Source organism: Peribacillus asahii, assembly GCF_003570725.1.
Classification (GTDB): domain Bacteria; phylum Bacillota; class Bacilli; order Bacillales; family DSM-1321; genus Peribacillus; species Peribacillus asahii.
The window spans coordinates 12,976-37,734 of sequence record NZ_QWVS01000026.1 but is presented as its reverse complement, the minus strand read 5'-3'; the positions used below and the strand labels follow the sequence as shown (position 1 = coordinate 37,734).

At 38.5% G+C, this 24,759-nt stretch carries 23 protein-coding genes; 3 read left to right on the top strand and 20 right to left on the bottom strand.

The genetic code is table 11. The annotated features are described in order from the left end of the window. Positions 1 to 96 precede the first annotated feature (96 nt). The 4 genes from D1953_RS14010 to D1953_RS13995 form a co-directional block, all read right to left on the bottom strand. Positions 97 to 816: a mannitol dehydrogenase family protein gene (locus D1953_RS14010; RefSeq protein WP_119117820.1), complete on the bottom strand. Its 720-nt coding sequence runs from the start codon at positions 814 to 816 to the stop codon at positions 97 to 99. Then, positions 789 to 1,595, bottom strand: a complete 807-nt coding sequence (locus D1953_RS14005; protein ID WP_119117819.1) for a mannitol dehydrogenase family protein — start codon at positions 1,593 to 1,595, stop codon at positions 789 to 791. Before D1953_RS14005 ends, D1953_RS14010 begins: the two co-directional genes overlap by 28 nt. Positions 1,596 to 1,696: 101 nt before the next feature. Continuing rightward, on the bottom strand, positions 1,697 to 2,710 hold the full coding sequence (locus D1953_RS14000) for a zinc-binding alcohol dehydrogenase family protein (RefSeq protein ID WP_119117818.1): 1,014 nt from the start codon (positions 2,708 to 2,710) through the stop codon (positions 1,697 to 1,699). 57 nt (positions 2,711 to 2,767) lie between these two features. Further along, entirely contained in the window at positions 2,768 to 4,240 is a 1,473-nt protein-coding gene (locus D1953_RS13995; protein WP_425454277.1) for a UxaA family hydrolase, read from the bottom strand. Positions 4,241 to 4,260: 20 nt separating this feature from the next. Here D1953_RS13995 and D1953_RS13990 point away from each other — a divergent pair, with 20 nt between their 5' ends. After that, positions 4,261 to 5,100 (top strand): AraC family transcriptional regulator, encoded by an 840-nt coding sequence (locus D1953_RS13990; RefSeq protein WP_281271555.1) that lies wholly within the window; start codon positions 4,261 to 4,263, stop codon positions 5,098 to 5,100. Positions 5,101 to 5,201: 101 nt separating this feature from the next. Here D1953_RS13990 and D1953_RS13985 read toward each other — a convergent pair whose 3' ends face one another. The 16 genes from D1953_RS13985 to D1953_RS13910 form a co-directional block, all read right to left on the bottom strand. Continuing rightward, on the bottom strand, positions 5,202 to 6,443 hold the full coding sequence (locus D1953_RS13985; protein ID WP_119117816.1) for an MFS transporter: 1,242 nt from the start codon (positions 6,441 to 6,443) through the stop codon (positions 5,202 to 5,204). 211 nt (positions 6,444 to 6,654) lie between these two features. Next, positions 6,655 to 7,656 (bottom strand): LacI family DNA-binding transcriptional regulator, encoded by a 1,002-nt coding sequence (locus D1953_RS13980; protein ID WP_119117815.1) that lies wholly within the window; start codon positions 7,654 to 7,656, stop codon positions 6,655 to 6,657. 208 nt (positions 7,657 to 7,864) lie between these two features. Continuing rightward, the gene (locus D1953_RS13975) at positions 7,865 to 8,701 is read right to left on the bottom strand and encodes an SDR family oxidoreductase (protein WP_119117814.1); all 837 of its coding nucleotides are present in this window, start codon (positions 8,699 to 8,701) and stop codon (positions 7,865 to 7,867) included. Next, complete coding sequence (gene uxuA / locus D1953_RS13970; protein WP_119117813.1) at positions 8,698 to 9,774, bottom strand: mannonate dehydratase; 1,077 nt, start codon at positions 9,772 to 9,774, stop codon at positions 8,698 to 8,700. Before uxuA ends, D1953_RS13975 begins: the two co-directional genes overlap by 4 nt. Before the next feature lie 12 nt (positions 9,775 to 9,786). Next, on the bottom strand, positions 9,787 to 10,407 hold the full coding sequence (locus D1953_RS13965) for a bifunctional 2-keto-4-hydroxyglutarate aldolase/2-keto-3-deoxy-6-phosphogluconate aldolase (RefSeq protein ID WP_119117812.1): 621 nt from the start codon (positions 10,405 to 10,407) through the stop codon (positions 9,787 to 9,789). A 13-nt stretch (positions 10,408 to 10,420) separates the two neighbouring features. Further along, positions 10,421 to 11,440, bottom strand: coding sequence for a zinc-binding alcohol dehydrogenase family protein (locus D1953_RS13960; RefSeq protein ID WP_119117811.1), 1,020 nt, complete (start codon positions 11,438 to 11,440; stop codon positions 10,421 to 10,423). Between the two features lie 163 nt (positions 11,441 to 11,603). Continuing rightward, positions 11,604 to 12,560: a sugar kinase gene (locus D1953_RS13955; RefSeq protein ID WP_119117810.1), complete on the bottom strand. Its 957-nt coding sequence runs from the start codon at positions 12,558 to 12,560 to the stop codon at positions 11,604 to 11,606. A gap of 368 nt (positions 12,561 to 12,928) precedes the next feature. Further along, positions 12,929 to 13,552 carry an NUDIX hydrolase gene (locus D1953_RS13950; protein ID WP_119117809.1) on the bottom strand — a complete coding sequence of 208 codons (624 nt, stop codon included), beginning with the start codon at positions 13,550 to 13,552 and terminating at the stop codon, positions 12,929 to 12,931. Between the two features lie 123 nt (positions 13,553 to 13,675). Further along, positions 13,676 to 14,977 carry a nucleotide sugar dehydrogenase gene (locus D1953_RS13945; protein ID WP_119117808.1) on the bottom strand — a complete coding sequence of 434 codons (1,302 nt, stop codon included), beginning with the start codon at positions 14,975 to 14,977 and terminating at the stop codon, positions 13,676 to 13,678. 41 nt (positions 14,978 to 15,018) lie between these two features. Further along, a complete protein-coding gene (locus tag D1953_RS13940; protein ID WP_245980133.1) occupies positions 15,019 to 16,335 on the bottom strand; it encodes a glycosyltransferase in 1,317 nt (438 codons plus the stop codon). 21 nt (positions 16,336 to 16,356) lie between these two features. Continuing rightward, on the bottom strand, positions 16,357 to 17,559 hold the full coding sequence (locus D1953_RS13935; RefSeq protein WP_182480612.1) for a glycosyltransferase family 4 protein: 1,203 nt from the start codon (positions 17,557 to 17,559) through the stop codon (positions 16,357 to 16,359). 254 nt (positions 17,560 to 17,813) lie between these two features. After that, complete coding sequence (locus D1953_RS13930) at positions 17,814 to 18,365, bottom strand: thioredoxin family protein (RefSeq protein ID WP_119117806.1); 552 nt, start codon at positions 18,363 to 18,365, stop codon at positions 17,814 to 17,816. A gap of 162 nt (positions 18,366 to 18,527) precedes the next feature. After that, on the bottom strand, positions 18,528 to 19,493 hold the full coding sequence (locus D1953_RS13925) for a cation diffusion facilitator family transporter (protein WP_119117805.1): 966 nt from the start codon (positions 19,491 to 19,493) through the stop codon (positions 18,528 to 18,530). Between the two features lie 215 nt (positions 19,494 to 19,708). Next, on the bottom strand, positions 19,709 to 20,107 hold the full coding sequence (locus D1953_RS13920) for a nuclear transport factor 2 family protein (RefSeq protein WP_119117804.1): 399 nt from the start codon (positions 20,105 to 20,107) through the stop codon (positions 19,709 to 19,711). A 71-nt stretch (positions 20,108 to 20,178) separates the two neighbouring features. Then, complete coding sequence (locus tag D1953_RS13915) at positions 20,179 to 21,513, bottom strand: flavin monoamine oxidase family protein (RefSeq protein WP_182480611.1); 1,335 nt, start codon at positions 21,511 to 21,513, stop codon at positions 20,179 to 20,181. Positions 21,514 to 21,752: 239 nt separating this feature from the next. Beyond that, complete coding sequence (locus D1953_RS13910) at positions 21,753 to 22,016, bottom strand: hypothetical protein (RefSeq protein WP_119117802.1); 264 nt, start codon at positions 22,014 to 22,016, stop codon at positions 21,753 to 21,755. Between the two features lie 432 nt (positions 22,017 to 22,448). Between D1953_RS13910 and D1953_RS13905 the strand changes: the two genes are divergently transcribed. Further along, positions 22,449 to 23,057, top strand: coding sequence for a LysE/ArgO family amino acid transporter (locus D1953_RS13905; RefSeq protein ID WP_119117801.1), 609 nt, complete (start codon positions 22,449 to 22,451; stop codon positions 23,055 to 23,057). A gap of 441 nt (positions 23,058 to 23,498) precedes the next feature. Continuing rightward, positions 23,499 to 24,749: a flavin-dependent oxidoreductase gene (locus D1953_RS13900; protein ID WP_119117800.1), complete on the top strand. Its 1,251-nt coding sequence runs from the start codon at positions 23,499 to 23,501 to the stop codon at positions 24,747 to 24,749. Positions 24,750 to 24,759: the final 10 nt, after the last annotated feature.

The following is a 24,759-nucleotide window of genomic DNA, read 5'->3' as shown; positions in this document are numbered from 1 at the left end:
CAATCTTCCCCATGCCCAATATCATGAATAATAGATTGTTCCGTCTATACTAAAAACTTGTTTGATGATTAAAATAGGTCATCAAACAAGTTTCTCTTACAAGATACCAGCCTCATTATTTTCTAAGTGATGACTTAATTCAGCAGCAAGGTCTGGAAACATATTCAAATCCTTCCCCCATAAGGATTGATTGCTAAGAACGTTCTCAACGAGTTGTTGAATTGAAATTTCTGCTGCTTCATAACGGAACCATTGTTCTTTAAAAAATCCAACTGCCTGTACATGATCGTTCACGATATATTCTTTGCCATCAAAGCGTTTCCCTACGTAACTTCCTTTCACTTTCTGTACCTTATAAAAGCGGATCAAACCAGCAAAAGCCCGTACAACACAGACAGGCAGCCTACCTTCCTTCTCAAAATAAGCTTCCAAAGTCGGGAGAAGACGCACCTTAAACTTCGATAAACTATTTAATGAAATGTCGGCCAGACGATGCTGAACAAAAGGATTCATAAAACGTTCCAGAACGCTTTCTGCATATTGCATCATCTCATTACGGGCAAAAGATAGGGATGGAATAATTTCCTTCTCAATTGCTTGACGCAAAAACTCATTAAAACTTGGGTGATTCATAACTTGTCCCACTTCATCCAATCCAGATAGAATACCTAGTGGGGCCATTAATGTATGTGAACCATTTAAAATACGAACTTTCCTCATTTGATAAGGGACTAAATCCTCAACCCAATGCACGTTTAAACCGTATTGTTTCAACGGAAGACGCTGATCTAAAGATGGATCACCTTCTTCGTCCATACATGATAAGGCTCAGCTGTATTTAATAAAGAATCCTCGTAGCCCCACTCTGCAAACCATGCTTCTGCCTCTTTAGCAGGGAAACCTGTTACGATGCGATCTACAAGAGAGTTGAGGAAAAGATTATCTTGATCCACCCAATCCATAAATGACTTCGGTAATTCCCAGTCCCTGCTGTGCTGAAGAACGCATTGCTTCAATGTATCCCCATTTCTCTCCAAAAGTTCACACGGCAGCATGATAAGGCCCTTTTCTGAATCCCCGTTAAAATATAAATAGCGCTCATATAAAAAAGCCGTTAGTCTTCCAGGAAACGATTCAATCGGTTCTCCTTCTTTCCAAGAAATAGGCTGGTAGGTAAGGCCTGCTTCTGTCGTGTTAGAGACTACAAATTCTAATGTAGGATTTTGGGACAACTCCAAAAATTCAACCCATTCTTCATACGGATCCACTGCCTTTGAAAAAACAGAAATAATCTCCTTACGTTCTACTTTCTCCCCGTTTTGAATCCCCCGTATCATCAACGTGTATAATCCATCTTGTTGCTTCAATTTCTCTATTTTTTCTTTTCCAGATGGTCGAGGCTGAGTGATAACAATACTTCCTTGAAAATTCCCTTGTTTATTACATTCATGAATCATCCAGTCAAAGAAGCCTCGAAGAAAATTCCCCTCTCCAATCTGCAACACTTTAACGGGATAATCTTCTATCAGATGCCCGCTTTGCACAGCGTCAGTATCTTTATTTAGACTTTTCACGTGACTTGGGTTGATATTCATAGTTACCTATTCTCCCTTTCATAACAGAAAATTTCACTCCCGAGCAGATGAACAAAGCAACCACATCACTTGGTTGCTTGTACATTCATAAAACTTTGAGGTTATATTTCAACAATAGCCTTAATAACCTTAGCTTCAGGAGTTAACCATCCTTCAAACTGTTGAATCATGTCATCCAAATGGGTACGGTGTGTAATATATAAATCTAAATCTACTACTCCATTTTTTACTGTATTCACAACATAATCAAAATCTTCTCGAGTAGCATTACGACTTCCCATTAACGTAAGCTCTTTACTATGGAAATCTGGATCATTAAAAGAAATATCAGACTTCACTAAACCTACATAAATCAATCTTCCACCGTGAGCAGGGAATTCAAACGCATTCATCATGGACTTAGCGTTGCCTGTTGCGTCAAATACAACTGTAGGCATGTCTCCGTTTGTCAATCCCGCTAATTTCTCTAAAGGATGATCCAAAGCGTTCACCGTATAATCGACATTTGCCCATTTACTCGCAAAGGCTAAACGCTCATCGTTTACATCCATGGCAATTACTTTCGCTCCTTGTTCCTTAGCAAAAGCCATAACCCCCAAACCAATCGGTCCTGCCCCAATAACTAGGGCAAACTCTCCTTCTTGAATTGCAGCCCGTCTAACCGCATGCGCTCCTATACTTAAAGGCTCTATCATAGCAGATTGGTCGAGGGTAAGTCCTTCGGTTTTTACTAAATGATTATAGGGAACCGTAATCCATTCGCTCATTCCGCCTTCTATATGTACACCTAATACTTTCATATTTGTACAGCAGTTTGTTTTTTTACTTTTACAAGCAATACATTCCCCACACTCCATATACGGAATAATCGAAACTTGGTCACCAACCTCTAGTCCTAATGCATTATCCGGAATGGATTCAATATAGCCAGACAGCTCATGACCAAGGATACGCGGATAACTAAAAAAGGGCTGATTGCCTCCGTAGGCATGAATGTCCGTTCCACATATTCCAATACGCCGCACACGGATTAAAGCTTCCTCTGAGTTGGGAACAGGTCGTTCAGTTTCAATCATTTTGAATTGCTTAGGTTGCTCACAAACGATACTTTTCATTGAGTAACACTCCTTTTTCTGTTTAGAATCTACTAAAAAGCTGGGAGCTCTATTCTATTAAAGAATGACTCCCTCTTTAAAAATGCTAATTTCTCTGTATCCGAATTGCTCATTATTCGTTTTCTTTTCACCTGATGCAAGGCTAAGAATGTATTGGAATAAATCCTGCATTAATTCATCGATTTTTTGACCTTCAATTAACTGCCCCGCATTATAATCAATCCAATGCTTCTTACGGTTAGCTAAATCCGAATTCGTCTCTATTTTCACAGTAGGTACCGGGCCACCAAATGGTGTGCCTCTTCCTGTTGTGAATAGAACGATATGAGCCCCCGCTGCCGCCAAAGCCGTGACCGAAATCAAGTCATTTCCAGGAGCGTTCACCAAATTCAGTCCATTCTTCACCACTCGTTCACCATATGGACGGATATCCACAACCGTAGCATGGCCGCCTTTTTGCGTACATCCAAGTGATTTTTCTTCAAGTGTACTAATACCGCCTTCTTTATTTCCAGGTGAAGGGTTTTCGTAAATTTCCTGGTCATGGCGAATAAAATATTGTTTAAAATCGTTAATAAGATGAACAATTTTCTGAAACGTTTCTTCATCTTTTGCCCGGTTCATTAATATAGTTTCAGCTCCAAACATCTCTGAAACCTCTGTCAAAATTGTTGTCCCGCCATTTGCAACAATAAAATCGGATACCGTACCAACTAATGGATTAGCCGTAATACCTGAAAAACCATCAGATCCCCCACACTTTAACCCGATTTTTAACTTGGAAACCGGTATCGGTTGGCGTTCAAATTGTTCTGCATACTCCACTAATTCTTCCATTAAACATACGCCGCTCGCTAATTCATCTTCAACCTCTTGGGCTTTTAGAAATTTAATACGATTCGGAGAATACTCTCCAATAATCTCTTTAAACGCTTCTATTTGATTATTTTCACACCCTAATCCTATAATTAACACACCTGCTGCGTTGGGATGCTGAGCCAAGGCCGCTAATAGCTTCTGTGTGTGAGTCAAGTCATCTCCTAATTGAGAACAACCGTATGGATGAGGAAAATGATAAACCCCATCAATTTTTCGATCTTTAAACTGCTCATTGCCCATTTTCGCAAGCACTTCACATGTTTTATTAATACAACCAACCGTATTAATGATCCAGATTTCATTGCGAATTCTAGCTTCCCCATTTTCACGAATATATCCTTGGAATGTATATTTTGAATCTTCGACAGCCGTCAAATTTTGAATGGTTGGTTGATAAGTATAATCCAAGATTCCATGCAAACCAGATTCTAGATTATGAGTATGAACCCACTCCCCTGCAGAAAGATCCTCTTTGGCTTTCCCAATCGAATAGCCAAACTTGAGAACATCTTCGCCTCGCTTTACCGATTGTACTAACATCTTATGTCCTTTCGGAATATCATCACGAGCCTTGATATCGATGAGTACTTTGTCCGCCATTTGAATCCGAATATTTTCCCCTTTACGAATCTCATGTAAAGAAATAACCACATCATCTTTTGAATGTAATTGTGTTTCCTTTTTCCTTTGTCTTTCAAGATCAGAAAAGCCCTCAAAAGGAACTTTCTGATCATATGCATGATTATTATGAAATTGTTTATGTTTATAGTGGCAAAGGGACTTTTTTTATCGGTGAGTTTTTTTACGATATGCAGTCTGGGGATGTATTCTTAATTCCAAATAACACGATTCATCGGGCAATGCCGGATCAAGGCGACCCTATTATGTCTACGATTATCTTTTTCAGCCCAACATTAATTTATAATAACTTCGTTGATGATTCTTTTTCTTATTTACATTTATTTGACGCAACAAAAAAAGATAAAAATTACAAAATATCTTTACCTCCAGAGAAACAGCCAAAAATAGAAGAACAGCTTCTACGTATCTACCAAGAAATAACGGAAAATAAACTAGGTTCCAAGCATGCCTCTTTGCTGATTTTTCACCAAATTATGCTTGATTTATGTCGTATTCGCATGAATAACGAACAGAATATGTCAGAGAGTACTACCTATAGTTTAGATTGGATTAGAGATATTCTAGCCTATATTAATGACCACTTAAGTGAACCATTAACCTTGACGAAACTTGCCAAGCAATCCTTAGTCAGTCCCTCTCATTTCAGTAGAGTCTTTAAGGAAACGACTGGAATTGGGTTAATCGTGTATGTTAATACGAAAAGAATTATTAAAGCAAAAGAACTATTATCGGAAACAAATTACACGATTTCACATATCGCAGAATTGTGCGGTTTCGAAAGTATGCCCCATTTTCATCGAATCTTTAAAAAATATATGGATAGAACTCCCGCTAATTATCGAAAAGAATACCGAAAATCCCAAATTTGATAGAATCTGATGATCTCATCTGTCTATTGATTATTTTTCAAAAAAAGAGTGTCACCCCATTTGTATATCAAATGAGCGCGACACTCTAGTTGATTAATCTATTACATCGGTTTGACAATTGGACGTACAAAGCGAGTTACTGCAAGCGATGCGACAACAGCTAGTCCACCTGCAAGCAAGAAAGCCGCTGTAAATGTTCCTGTTGTATCCACAAGATAACCTGTTAAAGTTGGTCCAATAATTCCAGCTGTATTCGCTAAGAAGTGCATGAATCCACCAACTGATCCAACGTTTCTTTGATCGACAACATCATTGACAATTGCCCAGTAAATAGCACCTGTCAAATATAAGAAGAATACAGAAAATGCAACGAGTGTAACCGCTCCTACTGTTGTTGTTACTAGACCAGCTAAGCCGATACAAACTGCTGATAGGAACAAACATGTTACAAGCACAAGTTTACGTGAGAATAAAACACCTTTTTGGGCGAATTTTTTAGAGAAGAAATCCGATACGAATCCGCCTAAAGCAAGACCAAGAAACCCTAAAATCCACGGAATCACTGTAACAATACTCATGTCCTTTACACTTAAGCCGCGAGCATCTACCAAATAACTCGGGAACCAAGTTAAGAAGAAGAACAAAATATAGTTGTAAGCAAAAAACGCAAATGCTGTAAACAATACCGTTTTTTGTTTCAAATAAAAGGTTAATTTCAACTTTCCTTCCGTTGCTGCTGCTACCTGTGCTGCTCCCGTATTGACCTTTTCAGATGAATCTGCTGGCTTTTCTTTAACAAATTTCCACCAGCAAATAGCCCATATAAGACCAATGACCATGATTGCAATAAAGGAAATTCTCCAGCCGTATGCGATTGCGATAAAACCAACAATTGGTCCTGAAATAGCACCACCAAGCGGCGTTCCGCTATTCGTTAAACCAATCACAGATGCACGGTTACTCGGTGGAAACCAGTTATTGACCATTTTACTTATAGTTGCCGAGAGTGGACCTTCCCCCATCCCAAACAGAACACGAATAACAATCATACTCACAAACCCAACAGCCAGCACAAGTGCACCGCTGAATAATGACCAAACAATCATGGCAACAAAGAGAGTCAGCTTCGCACCATATTTATCGGATGCCATTCCGCCAAGAAAGTTAAAGATAGCATAACCGACAGAAAAACTACTAAAAATAATCCCCATCTCAGTCGCTGTTAAAGATAAATCATCTTGAATGAATGGTGCTGCAATAGACAATGCAGAACGGTCTAAATAGTTTATTACACCCGCTAAGAACAAGAAAACAATAACTACCCCTCTACCCTGCGAAAACATAAAGAACCCCCCTTGTATATTTCAATGAATCTATAAGCATCTTTTTTTGAAAACGGTTCCATTTGATAGCCAAGTATCAAAACCTTTACATTTTACGAAGGCTTTGTTATACAACGCTGTTAAGCAACGATATCGTTTAACAGAGCCTTCTTGTAAATAAATCGATTTAGTAGAGTTCAGGTAAAAAAGTGCTTTCTTTTTTACCTGAACTCTAGCAAGAATTTCTCAACAGCAAAGTTGGTTTCAAACGATGTACGCTCGTGTCTTCTTTTCCAGTTTTATTGATTTGATTAAGCAATAATTGTGCTGCTTGGTTTGCCATTTCTATTGCCGGTTGATTAACCGTTGTTATAGTCGGTGTATAGAAATCAGCATACGAGACTTCATCAATTCCTATAACCGCAACATCATCAGGAATATTCATATTGTGTTTTTTCATATATCGCAATACTTCATTAAGTACAATATCATTTCCTGCTAATATGGCTTGAGGCGGATTTTTCAATTCGAACAATTCTGAAAGCTTGTCCGAAATTTCTTCGGCATCCGCAGTTTTAATATAATCTAGATTAACCGGTATACCATGTAATTCAAGTGCCTCTTTGTATCCTTGAATACGCTCAAGACGCGGACTAATATTCCGGAAGATTGAAGTAGTTATGATTGCAATGTTCTCATAACCTTTTTCGACAAATTGATCTACGGCTAATTTAGACGCAAAGTGATTGTCAAGCATGACTGTCGCAATATTTAACTCTTCTATCGCCCGATCCATAAACACTACTGGAAATTGATCACTCTTCATGCGTTTATATAAATCAAGATTGTCCCCTGTGGGGAAAATGATGATTCCATCAACTTGCTTTGCCCTTAGCATTTCTATATAATTCTTTTCTTTCTCAGGTTGATCATCTGCATTACATACAATAATTTGAAATCCGTGTTTATAAAAATAGTTTTCTATTGCACGGATAATTTGTGTAGAAAACGTATGAAGAATATTAGCAACGACTACTCCAACAGTAAAAGTAGACTTCTGTTTTAAACTACGTGCTATAATATTAGGCTGGTAGTTTAGCTCTTCAATGGCTTCTTCAATTTTTTTTCTCGTTTTCTCACTCATATACTCGTATCGTTTGTTCAAGTATTGGGAAACTGTGCTTTTTGATACCTTCGCATGTTTGGCGACATCAGTAATTGTAATAGCTTTCATTTCATTCATTCCTATTCTGTGTTTTTGTACCGGTACATATCACTATGTTAGTAAAATCTCTTATGATACATTAACAAATATTCTATTATATTAGGAATGGCTTTACAATCATCTTCCGATTACACCAAAAACACAATCTCCTAATACCTTCCCATAATCAATAAGCTGTGACAAAAAGTCCTTTTATTTATAGAAAAAACCCTTTAGCTCATACACCTGAGTAAGCCATAAAACCGCCATCAACCGGCACCGTAACACCTGTGACAAAACCCGAATAGGATTCATCAGCAAGCCAAAGCAAGGTACCAAGTAAATCTTCAGATTGTCCAAAGCGTTTCATTGGTGTTGCGGTAATAATTTTATTAGATCGTGCAGTTGGACTGCCATCTTCATTAAGCAGCAGATCTCGATTTTGCTTTGTCAAAAAGAATCCTGGTGCAATAGCATTCACACGCAAACCTGCTTCAGCAAAATGAACAGCCATCCACATTGTAAAATTATTAACTGCAGCTTTAGCAGCGCTATAAGCTGGCACCTTGGTCATCGGTGCATAGGAACTCATGGAAGAAAGATTGATTATAGCTGGTGATTCAGCTTCTAATAATGTCTCTCCAAAAACCTGGCTTGCTAAAAATGTGCCTGTGAAGTTACTGGAAAAAACTTTTGAAAAACCGTTTTCATTCAAGTCAAAAAATGATTTTCCTTCTATCTCTTCCCCAAACTTCTCCGGACTCGTAATAGCATCAGGATGATTGCCTCCAGCCCCATTGATTAACAAGTCTATGCGTCCAAACGCTTCAATGACCTTCTCTTTTGCATTCATTAATGAAGTTCTATCCAAAACGTCTGCGGCAATAGAAACCGCTGTACCACCGGCTTGGCTAATGGTTTCGACCACTTGTTGTCCTTTTTCAGCTGTTCTGTTCAAAATGGCTACTTTAACCCCATGGCGGGCTAATTCTTCAGCCATTTTTGAACACAATACACCGCTTCCACCTGTAATTACTGCTACTCTGCCTACTAAGTTCTCATGGATTGGAATCATTGTTTATTACCTGCTTTGCTTGATTCATAGGCATCCCACAATCCAAGTAAATACATAATTCCTAAAGCTCGGTCATATAAGCCATAACCTGGGCGACAAACCTCTCCCCAAATGTGACGACCGTGGTCAGGTCTTACATAGCCAGTATAATTTTGCTTGCTTAATTCTTCTACAACACCCTTAATATTAATGGAGCCATCTTGTGTATAATGAGATGTTTCCACAAAGTCACCGTTTTCGTGAATTTTCACATTACGAATATGGGAGAAAGGAGCACGATAAGCATACTTCTTAGCTACTTGAACCATATCATTTTCAGGATTCGCTCCCATTGAACCTGTACACATCGTAAATGCATTCGATGGTGAATCAGAAATAGCAATTAATTTCTCGTAACTTGCTTCACCCGTAATGATGCGTGGCAGACCAAAAATAGACCAAGGTGGATCATCCGGATGAATCGCCATTTTAATCCCGCATGCCTCCGCTACAGGTAATATTTCTTTTAAGAATATTTCCAGATTCGCCCACAATTTTTCTTCATCTACACTTTTATAGGCTTCAAACAATTCAGAAATCCGCTCCATCTTTTCTGGTTCCCAACCAGGCAATGTTAAATCGGAAGCTTCTGCTACCGTACGAATTAGCTCTTTTGGATCTAGCTTATCTACCTTTGCTTTTTCGTAAAATAAAGCCGTTGAACCATCTTCCAAAGGATGGAACATTTCCGTACGAGTCCAATCAAAAATCGGCATAAAGTTATAACAAATGACCTTTACTCCAGCCTCTGCAAGATTACGGATCGTCTCTTTGTAATTTTCGATATACATCATACGGTCTTCATTGCCTAATTTAATTGATTCATGAACATTTACACTTTCCACAACATCTGTGTGAAATCCAAACGACTGGATATAGTCGATTTCATCTTTAATTTCTTCCTTTTCCCATACCTCACCGACAGGTTTTTGGTGCAAGGCCCACACAATCCCCTTAACTCCAGGAATTTGTTTAACCTGCTCCAAAGTGACAGTATCATTACCTCTACCATACCATCTAAATGTAATATTCATCATACACCCCCGTTATTCAGCACTTTTCTGCATGTATTTTTTACTTAATTCAACTACGGCCTCATAGCCACCACTCTGATAGGCTTTATTCAAGTCACTTCCAATTCCAGTTGCTACTGCACCTGCATGTAACCATTCCTTCATGTTATCCAAATTAATTCCGCCTGTTGGCATAATTCTTACATTAGGCAGCGGGCCATTTACGGATTTGATGAAAGAAGGTTCAAAATGGTTTGCTGGGAATAGTTTCAGAACATCACAGCCTGCTTCAAGAGCCATAGCCATTTCTCGAATTGTCATACATCCAGGCATATAGGGAATGCCATATCGATTACAAAGCATTGCAACATCTTCGGCAAAATACGGACTTACAATAAAACGGGCACCAGCTAAAATGGCATGACGTGCGGTTTCTGAATCCAATACAGAGCCTGCTCCTAAGAGTGCATCCGTATTTTGCAACTCTTTAAAAACATCTTCAATTTGTGGAGTGGTATACGTTAATTCGATTGCTCGAATTCCCCCTTCCACAGCTGCTTTAGACAGTTGAATGGCTTCCTCTGCATCCTGCCCTCGAATAACAGCGACAACTTTCGCCTCCGTTATTTGATAAATAATTGAATGTTTATCCATTAAGTCACCCCCTTTAATTAAATACAATGATTGCTTTTCGAACCTGTTCTGGATGCTTTTCAACAAAATTAAAGGCCTCTTGGACGTCATCAAGCGAAAATGTGTGTGTAACTAGTCCGTTATGACGCAACTGTCCTTCGTTTAACAGTTTCACTACTTTTGAAAACTGATTCGTTTGCAATCTAGACCCAACCACAGTCACTTCCTTTTTTGTGATTGGAAGCTGAGCGATTGCTGAAGTGCGCTCATCAAAACCAAGCACGACAATCCGCCCTGCAACAGAGACTACATCAAAAGACAATTCAAAAGTCATCGGCAAACAAACGGCATCAATAACAACATTGGCCCCTTCTCCATTCGTCCATTCCTGTACACGTTGTCGAACATCTTCATTACCAGCATGAACAGTGACATCAGCTCCATTTTCTTTAGCAAAAGCCAAGCGTTCTTCACTTAAATCTGTGATCATGACAGATGCACCTTGAAGCTTAGCCATTTTTAAGATACAAATCCCTATAGGCCCAGCTCCTTGAATAAGTACAGTATCTCCTTGCTCCACTTCACCTCTCCAAATCGCTTGTGCTCCAATTGTATAAGGCTCGGCTAATACGATCTCTTCCCAAGCTAAAGTGGGATCTACAACATGTAGTTGTTTCTCAGGAAGCACGAACCATTCCCTCATCCCACCATCTTCATGTACACCAAAAACAGATAGTTTTTCGCATACATTTTGACGGCCTTTACGGCAAGCATAACACTCTCCACAATAATTGATAGGTTCGACCACCACGTGATCGCCCACTTGAACACCGGTAACATCCTGACCAATTTCCACGACTTCTCCTGCTACTTCATGTCCAACAACACGGGGCAAAGTAGCAAGAGGATTTGTTCCATGATAAATATGCATATCTGATCCACAAATCCCAACTCTTTTTACTTTAACCAGAACATCTGTAGAGTTCGAAATCTTTGGTTGTTCTACTTCTTGAATAACAAGCTCATGTGCTTTTCGTACTTGAACCGCTTTCATTTCTCCACCTGCTTTAAGAAATTTATATTGGACGCGATCGTAATACCTTGTTCAATCTCATCCGGTATGTATACTCGGTCAAACCTTGTAGTTGACGGAACACACTGAAGCGCTTTCATTAAAAAGAAAGAATCTTTTAATGATAGACATACGCTTCGCCATCTTATCTTTCAATAACAACTTCATCCTGTATGAAATTCCATACTTCTTCCAAATAAGGCAATCCTTCATTATCCCCCAGCACAGTCGTGACAAGAGCACCTACACCATTTGCAAATGCTAAGCGTTCTTCAATCGATAAACCATGAAGATACCCGTAAATGTAACCGGCATCAAAACCATCTCCCGCACCAACAGTGTCTACTGGAATAACTGGGAAGGCTTCTTTCTTATACCATCTTCCATTTGTATAGAGCTTTGAACCGTTAGCCCCATCCTTAATGACAAGCTGATCGATATTGTTGAGATTTGCGAATTTTTCCAATGATTCTTCAGAGTCTACTCCATTAATCAACCGGATTTCATCAAGTCCTGTTAGCAAAATATCAATATATGGGAAAAGTTCTGCATAAACAGCTCTCGCTTCCTCAATCGTCCATAGCTTCAAGCGGATATTCGGATCAAATGAAACTGGGATATCTTTTTGTTTAGAGATTTCTATCACTCGCTTAGCAATTCTTACATTTTTAGGGTTTATAGCTAAAAATACACCTGTAAGATGGACAAGATCAATATTTTCAAACATCCGTTCCGTGATATCTTCAGGCTCTAGAGTTAAAATAGGCGATTGATATCGATAATAAAAGGTCTTTCCTGAACCATCCTCTCGAATTTCTTTGAAATTCAAAGATGTTGGATACCCTTCTACATAAGCAACATCGCACATATCTACCCCTTCGCCGCGTGCGAAATTATAAATAACACGACCAAACTCATCTTTACCTAAACGACTTAACCACTTTGCCCGCATACCGAGCCGAGCACAGCCAATGGCAAAATTCAGTTCAGCCCCTCCTACTTTACGCTCAAATTGGCTGACGAATCGTAAAGGCCCAGTTTGAGCAGGATTTAACGTAATCATGGCGTCACCTAGTGTTAAAACACCAAATCTTGATGACACTACAGTCCCCCCTTTTTAAACATTCACCAATATTAAATAATATTCGGATTATATTCCATATACTAGCGTATAAATCGATTTAGCAAATTACTAAATCGGTTTTGTAAATCGATTTAGTGAAATTGTAAATGAAAATTCTATTAAATACAACAAATAAATTAAAAAATTCTAAATTTTTTAATTTAAGCTTTCAAATACCTAGTTTACCTATCGTTTTCTTCAGATTCTCAGTCACCCTGAATAGGCCTGTATTAAGTTAATCACGCCTACTGCCCTTCATAGTAATTCAGAACTTGTTCCCTACACTATAGGGCTATACCCAACCCATGCTAGACGCACGAAAAAGAGGATGAATTTCATACTCATCCTCACTTCGATTGACAAAACGCCTCTAAAAAATGCGTTAAAATCCTTGCGGTCAGCCCCCAAATAACGCGATTTTCATACCGATAAAAATATTCATCCATTTTTCGCGGCTGCCAGTCATAGTTTTTTCCTCCGATGATTAAATCAAGAGGAAACTGCTCATCAAGCTCTATCTTATAGTTCACTTGAAAAATCCTAGGTGGATGTTCCATAAAAAACGCTAATGGAACCGTAAAAATAGAAGCTACTTCAGCTTGATTCACTTGAATATCATCGAGATTATGTATATAACCGGCAAATGGAGTTATCTTTGTTCCGAATGGTGTCACAATATAATCTAACGGATAAAGGTCGCCAATATCACGCCTATTTAATCCAAGTTCCTCCATCGTCTCACGAATTGCTGTCTGTTTTTCATCACGGTCATCATGATCCACTCTTCCGCCCGGAAAACAAATGTCTCCCGGCTGACGCTTCAATGTATGAGCCCGCTCTTCAAAAAGAATATGAAGTCCATCTTCCTTCTCAACGAGCGGCAGTAAAACCGCAAATTCTGAAAATGTTTCACTCCCTAATATAGAAGGTTTATGTGCTGCTAATCTTTTGTTCAACTCTCCTGCATCCATTTATCTCACCTCATTTATCACTATATCTCTATTGTATACTGCTTATAGTGCCGAGTCTAAATTTTATGCAATCAAAAAAACCGCAGCTTTATATAGCTACGGTTTACTCAATATTCGATTTCATTACAACGCTTTTAATAATTTTTTCACAAGCTCCGATGTTTTACATTCATGAATATTGCCTAAATTAACAACCTGAATTTGTTCAAATCGTTCTGGATCAATACAATTACGCGTATCAAAAATCATTTTCCCGTTCATTTGTTGAGATAAAATATCCAGATCCATCTCTTTAAATTCTTGATGGTCAGTTAAGAGTAAGATAAGATCAGCCTTTTGTACGGCTTCTTCCGCTGATACTATCGGCATTTTACTCACTGGAACATGAGGATCATGGAAGGTAAGCTCGATATTTTTTTGTTTCATTAATAAGTTAATAACTTCAATAGCTGGACTTTCTCGTAAATCATCGACATTTCCTTTATACGAAAGACCAAAGATCGCAATCTTCGGAAACTGCCGATGTCTGAGCAACATATTAGCACAATCGACAATATACTGCGGCATGCTCCTATTTGTTTCACGAGCTAATCCAATCATTTTGGCTGCCTTAGGGGCCTCAGCGACAATAAAATGTGGATCAACCGCTAAGCAATGCCCACCTACTCCAGGCCCTGGCTGATGAATATTCACACGAGGATGTTTATTGGCCATTGTAATCACATCAAGTACATTGATATTTAACTCAAAACAAATTTTAGCTAATTCATTCGCAAGAGCGATATTTACATCACGAAACGTATTTTCCATCAGCTTAGCCATTTCAGCAGTACTTGCATTCGTCCGAATAATTTCTCCTTTAACAAAGGTTTCATATACAGCAGCACCTGCATTCGTACAAGCTTCTGTAATGCCGCCGACCACTCGATTGTTATACACTAATTCATGGAAAATTTGCCCAGGCAATACACGTTCAGGACAGTGAACGACATACAAATCCTCCCCAATCGTATAGCCTGCTTTTTCTAATAAAGGAGCAACCTGATCTTCCATACTTCTTGGAGCAATTGTCGATTCAATAATGATTGTATTTCCTTTTTGAATAAACGGGAGAATCTGTTTCACCGCTTGTAACACATGGGTTAAATCACATGATCTATGTACATCCTTTTTATTTGGCGTTGGCACAGCAATTAAGAATACATCGGCTGCTTCCGGCGCTACTGAAGCACGAAACTTTCCGCTTTTAACGACTTCTGTTAAAAACTCCTGCAATCCAGGTTCCTCAATATGGATTTTACCATCATTTAATTGATTAATAATTTCTGGTACAAGATCCACACCTACCACTTCTACTCCATGTTTAGCAAACATAATTGAGGTTGGTAATCCAATATATCCTAATCCCATTGTACATAATTTCATCTATTCCCCACTCCTCACGATTTATATATGAATCTACTACTTTAGGCTGATTCGTAAATTTCAATGAAGACTTCTTTTTCTTTTTTCCAATTATATTTGTTACGAGCATGTAAACAATTTACACTCATTCGCTCGCGAACCTCGGGATGATTCAATAAGTAATTGACGCCTTCGGCAATGGATGCTGGCTCATGTGAATCAACACAAACACCAATTTTCTCCTCTTCTACAACTTTCTGAATTTCTGGAAAGCTACAAGCAATAACAGGCACTCCGCTCATCATATATTCAAACAGCTTATTAGAAGAAGCTGAATAATGATTGAAACAAACATTGTTTAATACTTGAAATCCTAGGTAAGCATGCTTCGTATAATGAAGAAGTTCATCCACCGGTACTTTTGGAATAAACTTAATGCGATGTTCAAGATTTCGTTCCGCAACCATATTGACTAACTCTGGCTTTAGCCGACCATCGCCAATGAACACAACCGTACCTCTTTCCATCATCGGAACCGCTTCAACAATCTTCTCTAACCCTCGTCCCGTTTGGATGCCCCCTTGATACAAGAGAATCGGTTCATCTTGTTCAATTTGCAATAATTCTGCCAAATTAATAGCCGAGCTTTTCTCAGGGTTAGTTGGAATCGGGTAATTATGAACAACGTTTGGATAATGTCCATAACGATCATCGTGATATTTAGCACGCGTATGATTTTCCGTAATGATTTCATCAACGAACCATAGCAAAACTCGTTCCATTATGCCGTAAATAGGACTGTTATATCCCGTTCGACTCGTTTGGACTTCATGAGAATCATAAATAAGCTTTTTACGGCGAAGCCACTTAGCTGAGAGTACACCTTGCATAAGCGTGTTTAAATCATTCGAGTGATAGAAATCATAGTTCTTTTTCCGACCATATCGCACCATTTGGCTAAAAATATAACCTCGAACCATTAATGTTGGAATCTTTGTTTTCGTTAATGCAAAGATCAGGATTCCTGCTAGAGCAAGCAAACTAAAATAGATGGCTACTCCAAACCAATTTGTAATCACTTCAAGATTCAATAAAATATTGAACGTAACTAAAAACAGGAGCAGCATTTCAATTTGTCTCTTCTTCACTTTTTTTATGAAACGAATGACACGCAGAAGCGAATTCATCCGATTATTGACTCGGATAACCCGAAAACCGTTTGGATGCTGCTCCTCTTTTGCTAACCATTCATCTTTCCAATCATGAATCGCAATTAAATCTACTTCATAGCCAACTTCCGTTAATGCCGAGCATTCTCTAAGTACCCTGGCATCATTTGTGAAGTGGTTCCAAACAAACATGCATACTTTTTTAGACATCTTAGCCTCCAAGAATATGATTTACTGAGCTTCTAATATGTGGCGTAATCCTTCGATATTATGATTCCAGTAAAAATGTTGTTTAGCATATTGATAGCCATTGTTTCCAAAAAGGTTCATTAACCCTCGATTTTGAGCAAGCATCACGATATGATCTGCAATTTGCTCAACACTTCTATTTTCAGCTATAAGCCCGCATCGCGCTTCTTGAATTACGTTTGCTGCAAAGCCTGCAACATCAGCGACAATCGGCTTGCCCACACACATATAATCAATAATTTTCCCCGGCAATACTTTATCAAAAACCGATTTCTCTACTAAACTAACATAGGCAATATGAGCAGCGGCTAATTCCTGAAGAGTCGCTTTTCTGCTTTTCGCTTGAGTGAAAGTAATATTGTTCAACCCTCTTGCCTTTATTTCGGTTTCCACTTCATTTTTTCGAAAACCATATCCGATAATGACGAACTCAATGTTTGGATATTCCTTTAAACGCTCCGCAACGCTAAGCAGTTTCAAAATATCTTGCGCTAAACCAATATTCCCGGTATACATCACCTTTATTTTTTCTTCCGATAATGGCGGAGGGCGGAGAGCAAGATTCAATTCTTCACTTGTTAAAGAGTTTGGAATAAAACGAATTCGCTGTGCCTCTACTCCTTTTTCCTGAATATACTCTTTGAAAATCGGGCTATTAATAATAATTTGATTGGATGCTTTGTATAATTTTTTTTCGAACCAATAAGCTCCTTTTAACACGGCTTTATTAGTAAATGCACCCACCCCCAATAAACTCTCCGGCCATAAATCTCGAACATCGGTAATAAGCTTCGCCTTCATTTTCCGTTTCGCAATCATGCCTGCTACACTCGGAAAAATAGGCGGTGTGGAGATAAATACATAATCGTATTTTTTCTTTAGCTTGAAGATTGTCAAAATAAATAAAAACATCGATTCTAAATAATGAAATAGCCGAAACCAAATACTACTTGTGTACTGTTTTACTTTTGCTGGGTGAATTCTAATTACATCCTGTTCAATATCCTCTTCATCCCAAAACTGTTCATCTTGATACAAATTCTGATTAGGGTAACTCGGATTCATTGTTAATACGGTCACCTCATATCCGCTTTTCTTTAAATGCAGATATATATTTTTTAAGCGATTTGCGCCACTCCCAATTTCAGGATAAAAATTTTGGACAATCATTAGGATGCTTTTCATAAAAACCCTATCACCTCTATCCCTCCAGTATTTGTAATCTAATTTCAGTATAATGAGCGAATATGTAGCACGTATTAATGGAGAATAAAGAAATGTTTAACAATATGAAAGTTTTATTGAAGATTTGTGAATGTGGAATAAAATTGAAATACTTAAATCAAATACAATAACTTTCTCATCATATAGCTTAATTCTTTTACAAAATCATAAAAAAAAACGCTTGGAGAGTATCCTCCAAACGTTTTCCCCTACATTTATGCTAATTTTACCTTTACACTATCAATAACTGTACGCCACATGTTGGGATCAGTTGTAATCTTTTGTTTAAATTCACGATACATATTTGTCTGCTTTTCTTCAAAATCAGGTGAATTGCTCTCTGGCAAATTATTTCTTAACGATGTAACGAGCTGCTGAATCTCATCTGCTCTCGGTCCCCAGACGCGAACCTCATTTCCTTCTTTATCAATAAAAATAAAAATCGGAATTGAACGTGACGTTCCATTCGTCAAATATTGATTCATTAATTCCAAGTTTTCATCTCGAATGAGGAAGCGCAATTCAATATCACTTACTTCAGCCATTCTTTGAATAATTGGCACGTTCAATGCCGCATCTCCACACCAATCCGCCGTTAGTACAATTCCTCGCCAGTTGCGCTGACGAAGGTCCGTTAAGAAACGTTGATCCTCATCATTTAATTGTACCTGCTCATAAACTGCCGTGACTTCAGCTTGATTCACTTGCATACTTGTACGATATTGTTCAAATGTTTGGCCTTTTTCAAACCATGTATTTAATGCCATAGATTCACTTCCTTTTCTTTATATACGAACATCCTAATAGTAACAGGTTCTTGCATCGATTTTCCAATGAAACACTATTGAATCGCTGTCCTATAACAAAGACTAATGTAAAAAGAGAAGTATAATAATTCTCCGCTTACATCACTATTTGTCTTTTGAATGTTACTCTAAATCTGCCGTTTGCCATTGGGGAACCTTATCATCTTCATCAAATTCGATAATGACATTAGTTACTCCCCGTTCATTCAAAATAGCCGTCCTTAAACGATCTTTAATATCATCCGCTTGAGCAAGAGTAATAGAAGGATCGAGCTCTACTTCCAATTCAACATGGAAATCTTCCCCTTCTTTAATAACCATCAGTTCTTGAATGTCGCGCACATCCGGATCGTTCATTACCATTTGCCCAATTTTCAGCTGCATATCATGATCTGCCTCACCTAGAGCTCCAGCTGCATTGTCCAGAAATACTCGTCCAACTACAAAGAACATCATAAGACCGATGATGGCAGAAGCAAACCCCTCCGCTGTATCAAATGGTGTAAATCTGGCTAACAAAATCGCAATAATGGCTAATAAACCACCTGATGTGGCTACCATATCTTCCATAAACACAAGCTTTGTCGCTGGTTTTGCACGCTTCAACGCTCCAAAGCTTTTGTAGAAAACCGCCAAACCCTTTGCTTCCGTTCCCGTTTCATGCAGCACTTCTTTCATTGCCTTATACAGTACATACATTTCTAAAAGAACGGCAATTGATAATACTGATAAGTTAATCAAAATACCTTCTGATTCAACCGGATGCAAAATGTGATGAATCCCTTCTTTTACCGTTTCATATGACATAATCCCAACAATTAATACCGCACCTAATAAAACAAGATTAACTAATCGTCCAAATCCATTAGGAAATCGACCTGTTGGTGATTTCTTACTTAACGCAGATCCAATAAATACAAACAATTGATTGGCCGCATCGCCTAAACTATGTAAAGTTTCAGCAAACATCGCCACATTGCCCGTAATAAAAAAAGCTACCCCTTTTAAAATTGCAATAATCGTGTTCACACAAGCTGCGATAAAAGCAGATTTGTTCCCCTTTTTCAACAACTGAAATAATTCTCTCATCCGTGGTAGTCCCTTCTTGTTTGGTTTATCGAAAGTTATTATCTCCAGAACAAAGGAAAAGAGTACCGTTTTTTTTTGCGATAATTTATTTTTAATTCTTGCATGGTTTTAGAATTTGTTTTGCCAATTATTCCATTCCTTAGCCGTAGCAACGGTCAGTTTACCGTTTGAATCTCGTGCAAATTATTAATTTCAGCAAAGTTCATGTTACGACGTTAAAACATTCCATTTTTATTTGGTGAGTTCTCCGGTATAGATTGACCAATATCCCATAACTCCACAATTCGGTCATCCTGAAAGCGGAAGATATGAACAACAGCCCCGCCAAGGTCATTGGGATTCTGTTTGACATGAGAGTGAACTACAACGGTCTCGTTCTCTTCGATAGCAAGTTTAACCTCAAGTGTCTTGTGAGGATTTTGGGCTGCACTCTCTTCCATCGCTAGCATTAGTGAATCAGCCTCTCCGAGAAAAAAGGGATTATGGTGGCTAAAGCCAGGGCCAATGTGTCTCTGATATGCTTCACGAACTTTCCCCGATGCTACGAGTTGTAGAAACGACACTGCTTTCTCTTTGTGATTGAGTGTTGTTTTAGACTGGTGTTCCATATTCATCTTAATCAGCCTCTCATTTCATTTTTAGGAGTTATTACATTTTAGAATTAAATGCATTTTAGAGGTATCATTCAAGTAAGCCTATTTAATACTTCTTTTGCCGCACGTTCTCCTGATTGTATCGCTCCTTCCATATAAAATTTCCATTCATCTGCCGTTTCCGTACTTGCCCAATGAATTGGTCCAATAGGTTGATGCAGCCATTCACCGAAGGAAGTAATAATTTTAGGAGGAAAATGAGCCGCATATCCCCCTCGGATCCAAGGTTCTTCTGTCCAATCTTTTTCATAAAACTCAATTGGTTGCTCAGCTCGGGGACCGAACAAGAGCCCTATTTCTTTTAACACCGTTTGCTTTCGGCGTTGCTTTTCAAGTTGAGCTAATTCCTTTGCGTATCTTCCTCCAGAGAGCACCGTTAAAACACCTTTCCTCCCATCAGTTGGTGAACTATCTGCAACAAGCCGGATCAGCCCTCTATCGCACTGTGCGTGACCGTTTAAGCCTTCCTCTCTCCAAAACGGCCTGTCATAAATAAGAATCACCTTGATAACAGAAGATTGGTTAATCTTCTCGGTTATTATACTTCGCTCCGCTGGGAGAGGAGGATTATATTCAATGCGACCGCTAACAGCTGGCGGAATAGCGACAATTACTTTTTTTGCCTTCCATACTTGTTTTTCAGTAAGAACAATAACGCCATTTTCGCCGTATTCAATTCTTTTTACTGGCGTACTGACATATATATGATCTTTCATTGCATCTGCCATCTTCAACGCAAGTGTATACGCACCATCTGAAAACCACTCCTCTTCCGCTGTCAAGACATGCTGGAAACCGCCGCTTGTTTTTACGCACCATAAAAAATCTAATGCTGAAGGTTCATAAAGCTCTACACACATTACTTCTGCAAATAGACGAAAAAAGTTTCTCCCCTCCTCTGTAAACATATTAGTTTGGATCCATGCATCGAGGTTGTATGTGTCTAGTTCTTTTGCTAAAGATGAATTCCATATGTCTTGTTCAGGTAGTTCTGCTACCAAGCGTTCTATTTTTTCTTTGAGCTGGAACAAGTCAGAAAGACCTTCAGGTGAAAGAGGAGGATGTTCCCCTTCTATTTTCTCTATCGTCCCTCTTAAATTGTATGTCATTTTACCTTTAGTATAGGTTTTTACAAGAGGCAAGCTAAATTCTTTAGCAAGAGCTCTTATTCGCCTTTGATAGCGTCCAACCCACTGCGCTCCGAGGTCAACTGTTACAGCATCTTTTGTTTGAAAGCTGTGTACACGTCCACCTACACGGTCCATAGCTTCTATCACAGCAATATTTACCTTTCTTTTTGTTAGCTCCCACGCAGCAGAAAGCCCCGCAAACCCGGCACCCACAATAACCACATCTACCTCTTTCATAACATTCCTCCCTAAAACATTCTGCTGAAACATCATTTTCATCATTTATTTACCTATTCTGATACCTTTTTATACATTATTAATGACACACGCTCTCCTGCAGTCAGTAGCACGCTTTCGGAGTAGTTGATAAAATTAGATTTAACGGCATCAGCTTCAAATTTCTTATTGTATTAAAAATAGAAGTAGTTACTTTATTTTACAATTATTCCTAACTATTCTCACATAAACTTTATTATTTACGTTCTAGTTTTCATAAGATAAGCAATTACAAAAGCAAATAATGGCAGAAATAAAAACAAGATAAAGAAACCTTTTTGAGTAGACAAAATGATGGCTGGAATTAAAATGAGGAGTCCGCTAAAGAAAAACCCTTTCCAAGACTTTTTTAGAACTCCCCATAAAAGCAAAATGACTGAAATGATAATCAACAACCATAATACTGTACCTACAAATAGAAACCCTACACTCGATAAGATTGTACCTACAAAGAATTCATTCATTTGTTTTATCCCCCCTTTTAACTTTTCTTTCTCTCGATACATCATATGTTGCAAGTTCTGATTTTTCTTTTCATTTTAAATGTAGTTCTAGTTAGCTAGTGATTCAATTATATCGAGGACATCACTGGGGTGTTACTACGATTAAAAGCTTCATAGAAAAAATGAAAATAACTCCACACACTCATTAACCGTTCTATTATTTTCAAAAAATATTATTTACATATAAAGGACAAGGTATTATTATGACGATACCGAAACAACCTTTTCTTTAAAGGAAAAAATGAAAATCATTTTTACTATTGATGAACAATCAAGATCAGAGACATACCCCGTATAAACAGTGAGAAAATCACTGGATTGAAAAAGCATATGAATGATTTACATAGCTTATTCTATACTATCGCCTTTTCTTGATATTAATAGGAGGACATCATGTTATCAGCATTACTTCATGGAATGATACTAGCCTTTGGATTAATTCTTCCTCTTGGAGCGCAGAACATCTTTATCTTTAACCAAGGGGCTTCTCAATCAAGGTTAAGAGGGGCGATTCCGGTGATTATCACCGCTTCACTTTGCGATACTTTTCTTATTTTATTAGCAGTTTTAGGAATATCTATTATTGTACTAACAGTTCCAGCATTACAGATAGGGATTTTTTCCATTGGAATTGTATTTCTTCTTTATATGGGATGGTCTATTTGGAATAGTGATACTGCAAATGTAAGTCAAAAAGAAACAGCCATGCCGCCTAAGAAACAGATTATGTTTGCCATGTCTGTATCCTTGCTGAATCCTCATGCCATTCTTGATACAGTCGGTGTCATTGGAACGAGTTCCCTCAGCTATACTGGTCTAGAAAAAATAGCATTCACAGCTGCATGTATAGCCGTCTCATGGCTATGGTTTCTCGGCCTAGCTGTATGCGGGAAGATAGTAGGCAACTTTGATACAAAAGGGAAAGTTTTAAAAATAATTAATAAAGTATCAGCGCTCATCATATGGGCAGTAGCCATATATCTTGTTAGCCAACTGCTATGACAAAACAAGCATCAATGAACCTCCCCCTCCTATCGCGTTCACGCTTGAGAAGGGAGGTTCTTGCTGTACAGAATACCCTTGAAGAAACGAAGTAAATGCTTCTAGGTGTACAAACCGTAGTTATCCTCTAACAACCAAACTCCCACCGTAAGCAACATATATGTTTCCCAACGCATAAGGGGCGGTTCTACCCAACTAACTACTTCCTTTTAGCAAAAAAACTTCTTCTTACGCCAAAATGACAGGTCATAGATATGTCGGATGATCATAAAAAAACAGCCATTCATCTCCTTCCTCAAAAATTTCGGTTATAGGAACAATTTTTTTTAATATATTAATAATTTTTATATTGATATATCTAAATTTTATGTAATAATAAGAAAATACTGAATCTTTTGTTAAATTAAGCATTATATCTTTTTTCATCATGGAGGGATTATTTTGTCTAATATCAAAACAGCGATAATCGTCGGCGGTGGAATTGGCGGACTTGTCACCGCTCTTAAACTTCACCGCATTGGTGTGTCAGTACAAGTCTTTGAGAGTGTGGAAACTATTAAAGCGCTTGGGGTCGGAATCAACCTTTTGCCTCATGCTGTAAGAGTTCTAACAGAGCTGGGCTTGGAAGAAGAGCTTAAACAGACGGGCTTACCTACTGCGGAACTCATTTATGTAAACAAATTCGGCAAGGAAATTTGGCAGGAAGATAGAGGAATGAATGCTGGTTACCGCTGGCCGCAGTATTCCATCCATCGTGGACGTCTGCAAATGCTGCTGCTAAAAGCAGTCAAAGAACAATTGGGTGAGGAAGCAGTGCTCACTGGACACCATCTAAAATCATTTCAAATGTTTGGTGACACGGTGACAGCCCATTTTGAAAATAGAAAAACGGGTGAACATATAGGTTCTTATAGTGCAGATATCATGATTGCAGCGGATGGCATCCATTCTGCTGTTCGTAAATTTTACTATCCAAATGAAGGGCTACCAAAATTCAGCGGCCGGATTTTATGGCGGGGTATCACCGAATCAACTCCTTTTTTAACAGGAAAATCGATGATAATGGCTGGATACCAAGATCAAAAATTTGTTGCTTACCCAGTTTGTCCGGATACAGCAGCAAACGGAAAGTCCCTTGTGAATTGGATTGCTGAACTTACTATCGATGATGAAATGCCTTCCCGTGCTGATTGGAATCGGGAAATAGATAAGGAAAAATTTGCACCTGCCTTTTCTAAATGGGATTTTGACTGGCTAAACGTGCCGGAATTGATCGAGAACACAGATGCCGTTTATGAATTCCCGATGGTCGACCGTGATCCTCTACCCCAATGGACGTTCGGGCGCGTAACTTTACTGGGAGATGCTGCACACCCAATGTATCCAATAGGATCAAACGGTGCTTCACAGGCTATCCTTGATGCGGATGCATTAGGACAAGCGGTTTTAGAGCAACCGAATGCAGAACTTGCTTTGAAAGCTTATGAACAAGCAAGACTTGAACCAACAGCCCATATTGTCTTAACGAATCGAAAAAATGGACCAGAAGTGGTGATGCAGATCGTCGAAGAACGGGCACCTAACGGCTTTGAAAGTTTAGATGATGTCATTACTCAACAGGAACTCGAAGATATCGCTAATAAATATAAAAAAATTGCCGGCTTTGACCGAGATACACTAAATAGTAAATAGGGGTGCAACT

Excerpts from the sequence above, each read along its gene's own strand:
- D1953_RS14010 (WP_119117820.1), bottom strand. The coding sequence starts at position 816 with ATGGACGAAGAAGGTGATCCATCTTTAGATCAGCGTCTTCCGTTGAAA.
- D1953_RS14005 (WP_119117819.1), bottom strand. The coding sequence starts at position 1,595 with ATGAATATCAACCCAAGTCACGTGAAAAGTCTAAATAAAGATACTGAC.
- D1953_RS14000 (WP_119117818.1), bottom strand. The coding sequence starts at position 2,710 with ATGAAAAGTATCGTTTGTGAGCAACCTAAGCAATTCAAAATGATTGAA.
- D1953_RS13985 (WP_119117816.1), bottom strand. The coding sequence starts at position 6,443 with ATGTTTTCGCAGGGTAGAGGGGTAGTTATTGTTTTCTTGTTCTTAGCG.
- D1953_RS13980 (WP_119117815.1), bottom strand. The coding sequence starts at position 7,656 with ATGAAAGCTATTACAATTACTGATGTCGCCAAACATGCGAAGGTATCA.
- D1953_RS13975 (WP_119117814.1), bottom strand. The coding sequence starts at position 8,701 with ATGATTCCAATCCATGAGAACTTAGTAGGCAGAGTAGCAGTAATTACA.
- uxuA (WP_119117813.1), bottom strand. The coding sequence starts at position 9,774 with ATGAATATTACATTTAGATGGTATGGTAGAGGTAATGATACTGTCACT.
- D1953_RS13965 (WP_119117812.1), bottom strand. The coding sequence starts at position 10,407 with ATGGATAAACATTCAATTATTTATCAAATAACGGAGGCGAAAGTTGTC.
- D1953_RS13960 (WP_119117811.1), bottom strand. The coding sequence starts at position 11,440 with ATGAAAGCGGTTCAAGTACGAAAAGCACATGAGCTTGTTATTCAAGAA.
- D1953_RS13950 (WP_119117809.1), bottom strand. The coding sequence starts at position 13,552 with ATGGATGCAGGAGAGTTGAACAAAAGATTAGCAGCACATAAACCTTCT.
- D1953_RS13945 (WP_119117808.1), bottom strand. The coding sequence starts at position 14,977 with ATGAAATTATGTACAATGGGATTAGGATATATTGGATTACCAACCTCA.
- D1953_RS13940 (WP_245980133.1), bottom strand. The coding sequence starts at position 16,335 with ATGTCTAAAAAAGTATGCATGTTTGTTTGGAACCACTTCACAAATGAT.
- D1953_RS13935 (WP_182480612.1), bottom strand. The coding sequence starts at position 17,559 with ATGAAAAGCATCCTAATGATTGTCCAAAATTTTTATCCTGAAATTGGG.
- D1953_RS13930 (WP_119117806.1), bottom strand. The coding sequence starts at position 18,365 with ATGGCATTAAATACATGGTTTGAAAAAGGCCAAACATTTGAACAATAT.
- D1953_RS13925 (WP_119117805.1), bottom strand. The coding sequence starts at position 19,493 with ATGAGAGAATTATTTCAGTTGTTGAAAAAGGGGAACAAATCTGCTTTT.
- D1953_RS13920 (WP_119117804.1), bottom strand. The coding sequence starts at position 20,107 with ATGAATATGGAACACCAGTCTAAAACAACACTCAATCACAAAGAGAAA.
- D1953_RS13915 (WP_182480611.1), bottom strand. The coding sequence starts at position 21,513 with ATGAAAGAGGTAGATGTGGTTATTGTGGGTGCCGGGTTTGCGGGGCTT.
- D1953_RS13910 (WP_119117802.1), bottom strand. The coding sequence starts at position 22,016 with ATGAATGAATTCTTTGTAGGTACAATCTTATCGAGTGTAGGGTTTCTA.
- D1953_RS13905 (WP_119117801.1), top strand. The coding sequence starts at position 22,449 with ATGTTATCAGCATTACTTCATGGAATGATACTAGCCTTTGGATTAATT.